Origin of the sequence: Enterococcus rivorum, from assembly GCF_001742285.1 — a bacterium.
Lineage (GTDB): Bacteria > Bacillota > Bacilli > Lactobacillales > Enterococcaceae > Enterococcus_L > Enterococcus_L rivorum.
Map to the genome: position 1 here is coordinate 130,465 of NZ_MIEK01000067.1, position 12,829 is coordinate 143,293.

The window sequence follows — 12,829 nt, forward strand, 5'->3', positions numbered from 1 at the left end:
ACACACTTCTATACAAGTATAAATTAGTGCTTTTGGATAAACTAATCAATTAGGAATAAACGATCAAAAAAACATCAGTGACGGCTAGATGTATAAAGGAGCGTTGAATTAAGTATGAAGCAAAAGGGATATGCGACATTTCGGGAAGGAGTAGATGCTTGTATTCCAACAATTTTGGGCTATGTCGGCATCGGAATAGCAGCAGGTGTTGTGGGAAAAAGTGTCGGACTTTCAGTTATTGAAATTGCATTAATGTCAATTCTTGTTTATGCTGGCAGTGCACAATTTATTATATGTGGCATGCTAGCCATTCATTCACCAATATCAGCTATTATATTTACAACTTTTTTAGTCAACTTACGTCATTTCTTGATGAGTATGTCAGTGGCTCCTTATTTCAAAAAGGAACCCTTAGTCACTAGTGTCGGTATCGGAACTTTACTGACGGATGAATCATACGGAGTATTAATGACTGCTTTAAGCAATGAGAAGCCTGTGACAGCAATTTGGACAAATGGTTTGAATATTACCGCCTATTTAACTTGGATTTTATCAACCGTCTTAGGTGGTTTGTTAGGCAATTGGATTCCTGATCCTAATATTTTAGGATTAGATTTTGCTCTTGTTGCGATGTTCATCGGGTTATTCGTTTTACAGGTAGATACTCCTATGAGAAAAAGAACAAAGCATACCATTCTTGTATTAATGACTGTTTGTTTTTCATTATATATATTTATGTCCTTTTTATCTCCTGAAATATCTGTTATGATTGCAACGTTAATAGGATGCGCGATTGGAGTGATAGTGCCAAATGATGAATAATTATGTATTAATAACAATACTAGGGAGCGCCATCGTAACTTGGCTACCAAGAATTTTTCCGTTCCTATTGTCAAAAAAAGTTGATTTTCCGAAATGGTTTATTGATTTTTTATCCTATCTACCGATTTGCATCTTGACGGCACTACTATTTCAGAGTATTTTGGAAGTTCAAGAAAGCGGACTTCCACATTTAAAAACACTTGAAGCAATAGGCTGTATACCAACGCTTTTGGTTGCTATTCGTACGAAAGATTTAATGAAAACTGTTATTGTGGGAGTGATTACTATAGCACTTTTACGTTTATTTTTAGGCTAAATGCCAGAAGGAGAAACATATGAATGAGTTATTAGCAACAATTTTTACTGGTTTGATTATTGACGAAAACGATCAATTTTATTTTTTACAAAAAAATGGGGTGACTTTTCGTTTGTCAAAAGAAGAAGGCCCACATGAAATTGGTGAAGCTGTAGAGGGTTTTGGTTACTTAAACCAAAAACAAGAACCAGAAATGACAACGGTTATTCCAAGCAGTCGTGTAGGACAGTTTGCTTTTGGGACAGTCACTGGTACTCGAAAAGATTTAGGAGCGTTTGTAGACATAAGTCTAAATGATAAAGACGTTGTTGTTTCACTGGATGAATTACCGATGATGCGAGAACTTTGGCCTAAAAAAGGCGATCAATTAATGATCTCTTTAAAAGTGGACAATAAAGACCGTATTTGGGGTGAATTAGCAGACGAAAAAATCTTTAAGGCGATGTCGAAAGTCGGAACGGAAGAGATGAAAAATAAAGATCTTAGTGGGATTGTGTACCGCTTAAAAATGGCAGGTACTTATATTTTAACTGATGACTTTTACATTGGATTTATTCATCCAGAAGAAAGATTTCAAGAACCTCATCTTGGTGAAACAGTCAATGGTAGAGTAATTGGTGTCCGTCCAGATGGTATTCTTAACTTATCTTTAAAACCTAGAGCTCACGAAGCGATAGGCGATGACGCTGCGATGATTTTAACTTTCTTAGAGCGAGCAGCAGACCATAAAATTGCTTTCACAGATAAATCAAATCCAGAAGAAATAAAACAAACCTTTGGCATTAGTAAAGGACAATTTAAACGTGCCATTGGAAATTTGTTAAAACAAAGAAAAATTAAGCAAGAAGATGGCTACACTATTTTAATAGATAAAAAAGAATAAACATCATTTTATCTACAAGTAGTTGTCTAATTGAGAATGACTTGCAATCTTACAGAACATAATTTATACTTACTATAATCTACTATAGGAAATATGTTTTCCTGTTTAGAATAATTATAAATAAGGAGTTGCTTTGATGGATTCTGCTGCCGCACTTAAAAAAACAAAAAAACAACTACATGAATCTGGGTTTAAGCTGACTCCACAACGTGAAGCAACTGTTTTAGTCTTGTTAGAGAATGAAAAAGATCATTTATCTGCAGAAGAAATCTATTTTTTAGTCAAACAAAAAAGCCCCGAAATTGGTTTAGCAACCGTTTATCGGACACTAGAGATTTTGACAGACTTAAAAGTAGTAGATAAAGTAAGCTTTAATGATGGACTTGCAAGATATGATTTAAGAAAAGAGGGTGCCAAACACTTTCATCATCATCTTTTGTGCCTAGAATGTGGAAATATTGAAGAAGTAGAAGAGGATTTACTTGGAGAGGTGGAACAAATTGTAGAAAGTCGTTATCATTTTGTTGTGAAAGATCATCGATTGACTTTCCACGGTATCTGTCAATCCTGTCAAAAAAAAAACAAAGCCCAAGAAAACAAAAAAACATCTGAATGATTTTTCAGGTGTTTTTTTGTTTTGGAAGGCGGCATGAGAAACTGATAAGATTGTGAAAAAACGTTCATATTCCTCTAAATAATATTTTCTTTGTTATAATAAGAGATATCTTAAAAGGAGGCTTATCACAATGAAAGCGCTAATTGTCTATGCACATCCTAGAGATGTAAGTTTTAGTAAAGCTGTCTTGGATTGCGCTGTGAGAACATTAGAAACAAAAGGTTATGAAGTAATAGTTAGAGATTTATACAAAATGAATTTCAATCCTATCCTAAGTGGAGAAGAAACAATTCATGTAGAAGATGGAAAATTCATTCGTGAAAATATGAACTATCCAAAAGATGTAATGTATGAACAAGACCTTATTTTAGAAAGCGAGCTACTTATTTATATTTTTCCGATTTGGTGGAATGGGATGCCGGCGATTATGAAAGGATACCTTGATCGTGTCTTTGCTCATGGATTTGCCTATAGCTTTGAGGATGATGAACCAAAAAAACGTTTTGCTGGTAAGAAAGCCTTGTTTTTCACTCCTACTGGCCAACCACAAAATGAAAATGGTGAATTAACGCCGATTGACCAAGCCATAAAATTATTAACGTCAGAATGGATGTTTGGTTCAAACGATGTAGATATCATCGACCATGTATTTTATGGCAGTGTCCCTTACAAAACTAGAGAAGAATTAGCGTTTTATTTAAAGGATGTTGAAAAGAGAATCAATGAATTATAAAAGTTGAAATGAAAATTATTAAGGAGTTGCAAAGAAAAAATGAAAACAGGGTTTAAAAAAATGGCCATTTTGTTAGGTATCTTACCGCTTATTTTAGTCTTGAGCAGTTGTAAAAACAATGATTCTGGAAATAGAAATCAAGAGTCAGCCTCAAAAGAGATTAAAATGATGGAAATCAACGAAATTTCTTCAATGGATTCTGGAAATGCTTTAGACGGAGGTAGCTTCATTGCAATTACTCAAGTAATTGAAGGGCTTTATAATCTAGATGCCGATGATAATATTATTCCAGGCGTTGCAACTGATTTACCAGAGATAAGTAAAGACGGATTGACTTACACTGTTCCCTTAAAGAAGGATGCAAAATGGTCGGACGGCTCCTCAGTGACTGCTAAGGATTTTATTTATGCTTGGAGAAGAGTTGTGAACCCGAAATATGGCTCTCCAAGTTCATTTTTACTCTTTGACATCAAAAATGCTGAAGAAATAATCAACGGCCATAAAAAGATTGAAGAGTTAGGAGTCCAAGCAAAAGATGATCATACACTAGTTGTGACATTAGAACAGCCAGTCGCCTACTTTACTTCAGTTATGACTTTCCCTACCTTGTTCCCGATTAATCAAGCCTATGCAGAAAAACAAGGAAGAAGCTACGGACTAGACAGTGACCATCTTTTATATAATGGCCCCTATAAATTAAAAGAATGGAAACACGGCAATCAAAAATGGCAGTACCAAAAGAATGATCTATATTGGAATAAAAAACAATCCAACTTAGATGTAGTTAATATCCAAGTAGTAAAGGATACAAATTTGGCAGTTAATTTATATCAAAATGGTGATCTAGATCGAGCTGTATTATCAGGAGAATTTGCACGACAATACAAAAATGATCCAGATTATACAACACAGTTAGATTCATGGGTTCATTTAATTGAAATTAACCAAAAAAGAAAAGATATAGCAACAATATTTGAAAATAAAAAAGCACGACAAGCAATAGCAATGGCCATCGATAGAGAACATATTGTAAACGAAATTTTAAACAATGATTCACAAGCTATTTATGGCGTTGTTGCAGCCGAATTTATTGGAAATCCTAAAACAGGGGAAGATTTTCGGGCTGAAAGTGGTAACTTAGTTGCTTATGACCAAGAGAAAGCAAAAAAATTATGGACTGAAGCTTTAAAAGAAACAGGTCAAACTGAGGTTCACCTGGATTTTTTAGCATCCGATCAAGATGAAAATAAAGCAATCACCGAATACCTCCAATATGCTATGGAGAATACATTACAAGGATTGAAAATAAATATTTCTTTACTACCTGAAAAAAGTTTGATGGATCGCGAAGAAAATCAAGCATTTGATTTATTGCTTACTCGTATTGGGCCAGATTTTCAAGATCCAACGACATATTTGAATAACTATGCTGAAGAATCATTTAAAAATCATTCTTCGTATATTAGCAAAGACTATAATCATTTATTAGAAAAAGCAAAAAAACTGTCAACAGATCCTGTTAAACGCTGGCAAACTTTGATTGAGGCCGAACATGTTTTGATGGATGAAGCAGGTGTTATCCCAGTTTACCAATCGGCAAATACAGCGTTGATGCGTCAAAATATTAATGGAATGATTCATCATCTGTTTGGACCACCTAATTACTATGGAAAAATCATGTTGAAATAATTTGTTTTCTAGTACATTAACCTGCTTGTGAGTAATAATTATTCATACGCAGGTTTTCTATTTCCTTAAAAATAACTCTGGCGCTTATTTTTAAGGAAATTATCTGTTGTAGTTGAACTTTACTTTGTTAAATTCTCAGTGATAATCATGACTATTGCTAGACAAATCCTTCTGTAACCTTTACAATAAGAAAGGCATTTAACTACGATTCAGCTGATTAAAAATAAGATTTGCTAATTAAAAGTAAAAAAAATGAAAGCCAAGAGATAGACTGTTGAATAGACACTATGCTCTTTGAGATAGGAGGACAAAAGATGTCCATGTTTTTAGATCAAGTAACAATTGATGTCAGAGCCGGAAAAGGTGGCGACGGAATGGTAGCATTCCGCAGAGAAAAATATGTACCAGATGGCGGCCCAGCAGGTGGTGATGGCGGACGTGGCGGAGACGTCATTCTTGTAGTAGAGGAAGGTTTACGAACTCTTATGGATTTCCGCTTCAATCGTCATTTTAGAGCTCAACCAGGTGAAAATGGTATGGGTAAAGGAATGCATGGTCGAGGTTCTGAAGATACTTATGTAAAAGTACCACCAGGTACGACAGTTCGCGATGCAGAAACCGGAGCCTTAATCGGTGATTTAGTTGAGAATGGTCAGACATTGACTGTAGCCAAAGGTGGACGTGGTGGAAGAGGGAACACAAGATTTGCATCCGCTAGAAACCCAGCACCTGAAATTGCAGAGAACGGTGAACCAGGACAAGAAAGAAAAATTGAATTAGAGCTAAAAGTATTGGCTGATGTAGGATTAGTAGGATTTCCTTCGGTTGGAAAATCAACCTTACTTTCAGTTATTTCTTCTGCAAGACCCAAAATAGGAGCATATCATTTTACAACTCTAGTCCCTAATTTAGGCATGGTATCGACCAGTGATGGTAGAAGTTTTGCTGCTGCTGATTTACCTGGCTTAATTGAAGGAGCTTCTCAAGGTGTGGGTTTAGGCACTCAATTTTTACGTCATATTGAACGTACAAGAGTTATTTTACACATCATTGATATGAGCGGAATGGAAGGCAGAGATCCTTATGAAGATTATTTAGCAATTAACAAAGAATTAGGCACTCACAATTTACGTTTGTTAGAGCGACCACAAATAATTGTAGCGAATAAAATGGACATGCCTGAATCAGAAGCTAATCTAAAAAAATTCAAAGAAGAACTTAAAAAGGAACAAACAGATGAATTCGCAGATCCAATTCCTGTTTTTCCAATCTCTGGAGTAACAGGTAAAGGAGTTGAGTATTTACTAAATGCTACAGCTGATTTATTAGAAGTAACACCAGAATTCCCATTATACGAGGATGAAATAGTTGAAGAAACGGTTCGTTATGGATTCCAACCAGAAGGCCCAGAATTTTCAATTGATCGTGATTCAGACGCTACATGGATTCTTTCAGGTGAAAAATTAGAACGATTATTTGAAATGACCAACTTCGATCACGATGAAACAGTTATGCGTTTTGCTCGTCAATTAAGAGGAATGGGTGTTGATGAAGCGCTCCGTGCTCGTGGTGCGAAAGATGGAGATATTGTTCGCATTGGTGCATATGAGTTTGAATTTGTAGAGTAATCACTGGATTAAAAACTCTTAAAAACAAGATTTCTATTTTGAAATCTTGTTTTTTTATACTAAATTTTTTTAACTATTGCTAATTGAGGGATATTCATTGCTAAATGGCATGTTTTATTGATAGAATAAAGCTATCAATAAATAATGGGGTGAGAAAATGTCAAAAAAAGTAATAATTATGCACTTTGATTTAGAAAGTCAAGCGTATCAAGCATTTTCAGAAATAAAAAAGTTAGCTGTTGAAAGAAAAATTGTTGGTGAACAAATGGCAGTTGTGACTCATATCGAAGATGGCGTACACCAATTTAAGATTGATGACTTCATTGATTTCACAGGCTCTAACCACACTTCAAAGAACAGTTTAATCGGAATGGTAATTGGAATTTTAGGAGGCCCCTTGGGCGTTCTATTAGGATGGTTTGCAGGAAGTTTAATTGGAGCTAGCCAAGATGCAAAAGAAATCCAAGATGCGACCTCTGTATTTGAACATGTAACAGCTAAAATAGGGGTTGGAGAAACAGGTTTAATTTTAATTGCTAATGAAGAAGACAATCGACCTTTAAATCAATTGATAATGAACGAGCTAGGTGGAGAAATTTCACGTTTAGACCTTGATGATGTAGAATCAGAAATCACAGATGCAAAAAAAGTTGAAAAAGAAGCTAAAGATTCTGCTAAAAAATCATGGAAAGAAAAAAAAGAAGAAAAGAATACAAATTAAAATTAAGTATAGTGTTTCAAGGTGGAACGGACCACAACAAGTGTCTGATTCACCTTTTTTTATGACAAGAAAAAACTTTATACCCTGAATTTATTCAATAAATCAGAAATTTTGTTTGCTAAAGTAAAGAGTTTCTTCTAAAATGAAGAAGAAGTTTAAAGGAAAGTTAGGAAGCCTATGGAATTACAATTTTTAGGAACTGGAGCTGGCGTACCAGCAAAGCATAGAAATGTTAGTAGTATAGCGTTAAAACTTTTAGATGAACGAAATGCCGTCTGGTTATTTGATTGCGGCGAAGGAACACAATTGCAAATTTTAAAGAGTAATATTCGTCCAAGAAAGATAGAAAAAATCTTTATTACACATCTTCATGGCGATCACATTTTTGGATTACCTGGACTTTTAAGTAGTCGCTCTTTCCAAGGAGGGGACGAACGTTTAGAAATCTATGGACCAGTTGGGATTGCAACTTTTGTCCGAACCGCTTTAAAAGTGTCTCAAACAAGACTCTCTTATGAATTGGTTTTCAATGAGATCAAAGAAGCGGGAACAATTTTTTCGGATAAACAATTTTCTGTATCTTGTATGTCTCTAGACCACGGGATTACTAGCTATGGTTATCGAATCGTTGAGGCAGACCATGAAGGTGAATTGCAGGTAGATAAATTAGCTGCTTTAGGTATTCCTTCTGGACCTATCTACGGAAAAATTAAACGCGGCGAACAAGTTCAACTAAATAATGGGTCAATTATTGATGGCAAAGATTTTGTTGGTGCTAAAAAGAGAGGTCGAACCATCACTATATTAGGAGATACTAGAAAAACAAACAATAGCGTTTTATTAGCAAAGAATGCTGATTTGTTAGTTCACGAGAGTACTTTCAACAAAAATGAAGCCCAAATGGCTCGAACCTATCATCATTCAACAAGTCATCAAGCTGCTGAAGTAGCAAAAGAAGCTGACGTTAAAAAGTTAATTTTAACCCATATTAGCGCTAGATATTTGACTGGAGATATTTTTGAATTGGAGAAAGAGGCACAAGAAATTTTTCCAGCAACAAAAATAGTAAAGGACATGGACATTATTGAGGTCCCTTTTGAAGAAAACTAAGGAGGAGTATTCATGAGTGTACAAAATTTAATGAATAAAGTCGTTGTTGTAACAGGCGGATCTGCTGGATTAGGGGAGCAAATTTGTTATGAAGCAGCAAAAAAGGGAGCAATTGTTGTTGTTTGTGCCCGTAGAATTAATTTAATTGGCAAAGTAAAAGAACGGTGTGAGGAGCTAAGTGGCAAGCCAGCGTTTGATTATCAGCTAAATGTAGCAGATCCCGAGAACGTAGAACACGTTTTTGAAAAAATACAAGCTGAAGTTGGTTCAATTGATGTTTTAGTTAATAATGCAGGATTTGGTATTTTTGAGAATTTTGTTGATATTAACATGGATCTTGCAAAAAATATGTTTGAAGTCAACATTCTAGGTATGATGTTCTTTACGCAAAAAACAGCTATCCAAATGGTTGAAAAAGGACATGGACATATTATTAATATCGCCTCTATGGCTGGGAAAATGGCGACGGCAAAATCAACTGTATATTCTGCAACAAAATTTGCTGTGTTGGGATTTTCTAACGCGCTAAGACTAGAATTAAAACCTGCTGGTGTGTCTGTGACTACGGTTAATCCAGGACCTATTCACACAGAGTTTTTTGACAAGGCAGACCCTTCTGGAGATTATTTATCATCAATTGATAGACTTGTTTTAGATCCGAATAAACTTGCTAAAGAAATAGTGAATGCTATGGGAACCTGTAAACGAGAAATTAATCGTCCGAGAGCGATGGAAGTCGCTGCTCGTTTCTATACTCTATTTCCTCATATAGGAGATTTCCTAGCGGGTGGTTTATTTAATAAAAAATAGGAGGTATTCTTATGAAAAATCAGTGGAGAGTTATTGCTTGGGTAGCTTTGGTTCTTATTATCGTTATTTTCGCAGTGCTGAATAATCAAGTTGTTCCGGTTAATTTTGGCTTTTTAGAAATAAGTGGACCACTAATACTTGTGATTCTTTCATCGTCAATTATCGGAGTTTTAGTTGGTCTGTTAGCCTCAACCACAACAATGTGGCAACAGCGAAAGAAAGTCAAAGAGCTTGAAAAAAGTGTTGCGCTTTATAAAACTGAAGCAAAAAAATTAGCAACAGAAGAAGCTGAAAAAGTACAAAGGAATTACGAAAATCAACTAGCTGATCTACAAGCAAAATACGATGCTCTCACTAGTAATGATCGGTCTTTTGAAGATATTTCTTCAGAAGAAAAGAATCGTGTAGAACGCTTTACGAAACCTAGAGAAGCAGAAAAATAAGATAATAAAAGAGTTTAGCGAAAAATGATTTTTTCAGCTAAACTTTTTTATTGAAATTTGTATCATAACGATTCTTTAGTTTTTCTGTTGAATTTGCTATAATTATCTGGTTAGGAGTGACATCGTGAAAAAAGCCAAATGTACTTGGAGAATCCAAGAAAGTATTATTTTACCAGAAGAGTATTCAGCAATATTAAATGAACAAAAGATAAGTCCGTTGCTAGGTCAGTTGTTATGGAATCGAGGAATTAAGAACGCAGAACAACTAGAAGTTTTTTTACGGCCAACTGTCGAGAACATTTATGACCCATTTTTAATATATGATATGACAAAGGCTGTGGAACGTATTCAGACAGCCGTTGCAAATGGAGAACAGATCCTTATTTACGGTGACTATGATGCAGATGGAATAACCAGTACAACTGTAATGAAAGAAGCAATTGAATTAATTGGTGGAGAAGTAGACTATTTTATTCCGAATCGCTTTATCCATGGGTACGGGCCGAATCAAGCAGTTTTTAAGGAGAAAATTGAAGCTGGAACTCAATTAATCATCACTGTTGACAATGGTGTTGCAGGACATGAAGCAATTAGTTACGCTTCAAATAAAGGTATTGATGTGATTGTAACAGATCATCATGAACTGCCAAACGTGTTACCACCAGCCTTTGCAATTATTCATCCTAAACATCCACAAGGAGACTATCCTTTTGGTGATTTAGCTGGAGTTGGCGTAGCGTTTAAAGTTGCAACAGCCTTATTAGGTGAACTTCCATTGGAATTTTTAGATCTAGTTGCTGTTGGTACGATAGCAGATTTAGTTTCGTTAACTGATGAAAATCGCGCCTTGGTAAAAATGGGTATTGAAATGATTCGAACTGGAGAAAGAATTGGTTTAGCTACGTTAATTCAAACAATAGGAGTGAAAAAAGAAACGGTAAACGAGGAAACGATTGGTTTTGCAATTGGCCCTCGCTTAAATGCTTTAGGACGTTTAGGTGAAGCAGCTCCCGGAGTAGAGTTAATGACGACATTTGATGAAGAAGAGGCCGAAAGTATTGTAGAACACATTGATCGTCAGAATAACGAACGCAAAGAAATTGTTAATAAAATCACTCAAGAAGCTTTTGAAAGAATTGATTCAAAGGAAGATGTTCATATAGTGGCGAAATCTGGCTGGCATGAAGGTGTATTAGGAATTGTCGCTGGAAGGATTATGCAAGAAACTGGCAAACCAACGATTGTTCTTACGATAAATAATGAATCTGGAACAGCAAAAGGTTCCGGAAGGAGTGTCTCTGCATTTAATCTATTCGATTCATTAAATGAAGTACGTGAATTATTTACACATTTTGGTGGACACCATATGGCTGCAGGAATGACTTTACCTATTGAAAATATAGAAAAAATGAAAGAGCATTTGCAAAATTATATCATAAGCAACGGAATTGATCTTTCTCAGGGACAAGAATTGGCAATCGATGAACAGCTACAAGTAAATCAAGCGACATTATCTCTGATTCAACAATTATCGATTTTGTCTCCTTTTGGAACAGACAATCCAGTTCCTAATTTTCTATTTAGCGGAGCAAGTGTGGAACAAGTTCGCCAGATTGGAACAGATAATGCACATTTAAAATTTCAATTGAAACAGGAGGGAACGATTTTAGATGCGATTGCTTTTCAAATGGGCAATCAGGCAGATGAATTAGCTTTAGGAAAAAGTAATTTCGTTGGACAATTATCTATCAACGAATGGAATGGAAATAAAAAACCTCAACTCATGGTTACAGATTTTTCTGTCGAAGGACAGCAGTTATTTGATCTTAGAGGAAAAACGAAGCAACAGAAAACTTTTCCATCAAAAGATACGTTATATATTCTTTTCGATAAAAATAGTCGGACATTTATTAAAGAATTACCTAATGAGCCTGATACTTTAGAGTTCTCTTCTGTGGAGTCCTGTGTCAAAGAAATTAAAAAACAACAAATCAAACAATTGGTTTTTGTTGATTGCCCGATAGATTCTGAACAAGTTCGAGAAGTGGTACAAGAAGCAAAAATTGATCGAGTATATTTGATCCTCTATTCAAAAGAGGAAGCATATTTAAATGGCGTAGGAACGCGAGAACAATTTGCAAAATTGTACAGCTTTGTTATGCAACAAGAGCAAGTGGATGTTCGCTACAAACTAAATGCTGTGGCAAACTATTTAAATATTCCGGAAAAATTATTAATTTACATGATTCAGGTGTTTTTTGAGCTAGGATTTGTTACAATAGAAAACGGTGTTCTAAGAAAAATGGATAAACCTGAAAATCGCCCTCTAACAGAAAGCGATATTTATCAAAAACGATTAAAGAAGATTAAAACAGAAGAATTTCTATTGTACAGTGATTGTGCGACATTACAACAGTGGCTGTGGAATAAGGAGGAATAATAAAAAAATGAATTTAAAAGATTATATTGCCAGCATTCCAGATTATCCTGAAAAGGGAATTATTTTTAGAGATATCTCACCATTAATGGCTAATGGAGATGCTTACCGTGAGGCAACAAAACAAATTGTTGATTATGCAAAAGAAAAAAGAATAGATATGGTTGTAGGTCCAGAAGCACGTGGATTCATTGTAGGATGCCCCGTTGCCTATGAATTAGGTGTTGGTTTTGCTCCTGTTCGTAAGAAGGGAAAACTTCCTCGCGAAACAATCGAAGTCAGCTATGACCTAGAATATGGGCAAGATACACTCACACTTCATAAAGATGCCATCGAACCTGGTCAAAGAGTCTTGATTTGTGATGATTTATTGGCTACAGGGGGAACAATTAAAGCAACGATTGAACTAATTGAAGAATTAGGCGGTATTGTCGTTGGTTGCGCCTTCCTGATTGAATTAATGGATTTGCATGGTCGAGATAAAATCAAAGGGTATGAAATCGTTACATTAATGGAATATTAAAAGAGAGTGGGACAATAGTCAGAAATACATCTGATTGTTGCCTCACTTTTTTGATTTCTAAAAAAAGAGAATGTTCCGTTTAAAAAACAAGAGGGATC

At 35.3% G+C, this 12,829-nt stretch carries 13 protein-coding genes; all 13 read left to right on the forward strand.

Annotated elements, in window-relative coordinates:
• The first annotated feature begins 114 nt into the window (after positions 1-114).
• The 13 genes from BCR26_RS16560 (at position 115) to BCR26_RS16620 (ending at position 12,731) form a co-directional block, all read left to right on the forward strand.
• Positions 115-822 carry an AzlC family ABC transporter permease gene (locus BCR26_RS16560; protein WP_069700057.1) on the forward strand — a complete coding sequence of 236 codons (708 nt, stop codon included), beginning with the start codon at positions 115-117 and terminating at the stop codon, positions 820-822.
• Entirely contained in the window at positions 812-1,138 is a 327-nt protein-coding gene (locus tag BCR26_RS16565; protein WP_084387183.1) for an AzlD domain-containing protein, read from the forward strand. Before BCR26_RS16560 ends, BCR26_RS16565 begins: the two co-directional genes overlap by 11 nt.
• Before the next feature lie 19 nt (positions 1,139-1,157).
• On the forward strand, positions 1,158-2,021 hold the full coding sequence (locus tag BCR26_RS16570) for a CvfB family protein (RefSeq protein ID WP_069700058.1): 864 nt from the start codon (positions 1,158-1,160) through the stop codon (positions 2,019-2,021).
• 136 nt (positions 2,022-2,157) lie between these two features.
• Positions 2,158-2,637, forward strand: a complete 480-nt coding sequence (fur, locus tag BCR26_RS16575) for a ferric iron uptake transcriptional regulator (RefSeq protein WP_069700059.1) — start codon at positions 2,158-2,160, stop codon at positions 2,635-2,637.
• A gap of 130 nt (positions 2,638-2,767) precedes the next feature.
• Positions 2,768-3,370, forward strand: coding sequence for an NAD(P)H-dependent oxidoreductase (locus BCR26_RS16580; protein WP_069700060.1), 603 nt, complete (start codon positions 2,768-2,770; stop codon positions 3,368-3,370).
• Between the two features lie 39 nt (positions 3,371-3,409).
• Positions 3,410-5,059, forward strand: a complete 1,650-nt coding sequence (locus BCR26_RS16585) for a peptide ABC transporter substrate-binding protein (RefSeq protein WP_069700061.1) — start codon at positions 3,410-3,412, stop codon at positions 5,057-5,059.
• Between the two features lie 314 nt (positions 5,060-5,373).
• Positions 5,374-6,687 (forward strand): GTPase ObgE, encoded by a 1,314-nt coding sequence (gene obgE / locus BCR26_RS16590; protein WP_069700062.1) that lies wholly within the window; start codon positions 5,374-5,376, stop codon positions 6,685-6,687.
• A 157-nt stretch (positions 6,688-6,844) separates the two neighbouring features.
• A complete protein-coding gene (locus BCR26_RS16595; protein WP_069700063.1) occupies positions 6,845-7,408 on the forward strand; it encodes a DUF1269 domain-containing protein in 564 nt (187 codons plus the stop codon).
• A gap of 177 nt (positions 7,409-7,585) precedes the next feature.
• Positions 7,586-8,518: a ribonuclease Z gene (gene rnz, locus BCR26_RS16600; RefSeq protein ID WP_069700064.1), complete on the forward strand. Its 933-nt coding sequence runs from the start codon at positions 7,586-7,588 to the stop codon at positions 8,516-8,518.
• Between the two features lie 12 nt (positions 8,519-8,530).
• Complete coding sequence (locus BCR26_RS16605) at positions 8,531-9,328, forward strand: SDR family NAD(P)-dependent oxidoreductase (protein ID WP_069700065.1); 798 nt, start codon at positions 8,531-8,533, stop codon at positions 9,326-9,328.
• A gap of 11 nt (positions 9,329-9,339) precedes the next feature.
• Entirely contained in the window at positions 9,340-9,771 is a 432-nt protein-coding gene (locus BCR26_RS16610; protein WP_069700066.1) for a LapA family protein, read from the forward strand.
• Between the two features lie 124 nt (positions 9,772-9,895).
• The gene (gene recJ, locus BCR26_RS16615) at positions 9,896-12,211 is read left to right on the forward strand and encodes a single-stranded-DNA-specific exonuclease RecJ (protein ID WP_069700067.1); all 2,316 of its coding nucleotides are present in this window, start codon (positions 9,896-9,898) and stop codon (positions 12,209-12,211) included.
• 7 nt (positions 12,212-12,218) lie between these two features.
• Positions 12,219-12,731 carry an adenine phosphoribosyltransferase gene (locus BCR26_RS16620; RefSeq protein ID WP_069700068.1) on the forward strand — a complete coding sequence of 171 codons (513 nt, stop codon included), beginning with the start codon at positions 12,219-12,221 and terminating at the stop codon, positions 12,729-12,731.
• Positions 12,732-12,829: the final 98 nt, after the last annotated feature.

Bases quoted from the DNA above. Each gene is read 5' to 3' on its own strand.
- BCR26_RS16605 (WP_069700065.1), top strand. From the start codon at position 8,531: ATGAGTGTACAAAATTTAATGAATAAAGTCGTTGTTGTAACAGGCGGA.
- BCR26_RS16570 (WP_069700058.1), top strand. From the start codon at position 1,158: ATGAATGAGTTATTAGCAACAATTTTTACTGGTTTGATTATTGACGAA.
- BCR26_RS16565 (WP_084387183.1), top strand. From the start codon at position 812: ATGATGAATAATTATGTATTAATAACAATACTAGGGAGCGCCATCGTA.
- BCR26_RS16560 (WP_069700057.1), top strand. From the start codon at position 115: ATGAAGCAAAAGGGATATGCGACATTTCGGGAAGGAGTAGATGCTTGT.
- BCR26_RS16620 (WP_069700068.1), top strand. From the start codon at position 12,219: ATGAATTTAAAAGATTATATTGCCAGCATTCCAGATTATCCTGAAAAG.
- BCR26_RS16595 (WP_069700063.1), top strand. From the start codon at position 6,845: ATGTCAAAAAAAGTAATAATTATGCACTTTGATTTAGAAAGTCAAGCG.
- BCR26_RS16610 (WP_069700066.1), top strand. From the start codon at position 9,340: ATGAAAAATCAGTGGAGAGTTATTGCTTGGGTAGCTTTGGTTCTTATT.
- BCR26_RS16580 (WP_069700060.1), top strand. From the start codon at position 2,768: ATGAAAGCGCTAATTGTCTATGCACATCCTAGAGATGTAAGTTTTAGT.
- fur (WP_069700059.1), top strand. From the start codon at position 2,158: ATGGATTCTGCTGCCGCACTTAAAAAAACAAAAAAACAACTACATGAA.
- BCR26_RS16585 (WP_069700061.1), top strand. From the start codon at position 3,410: ATGAAAACAGGGTTTAAAAAAATGGCCATTTTGTTAGGTATCTTACCG.
- rnz (WP_069700064.1), top strand. From the start codon at position 7,586: ATGGAATTACAATTTTTAGGAACTGGAGCTGGCGTACCAGCAAAGCAT.
- obgE (WP_069700062.1), top strand. From the start codon at position 5,374: ATGTCCATGTTTTTAGATCAAGTAACAATTGATGTCAGAGCCGGAAAA.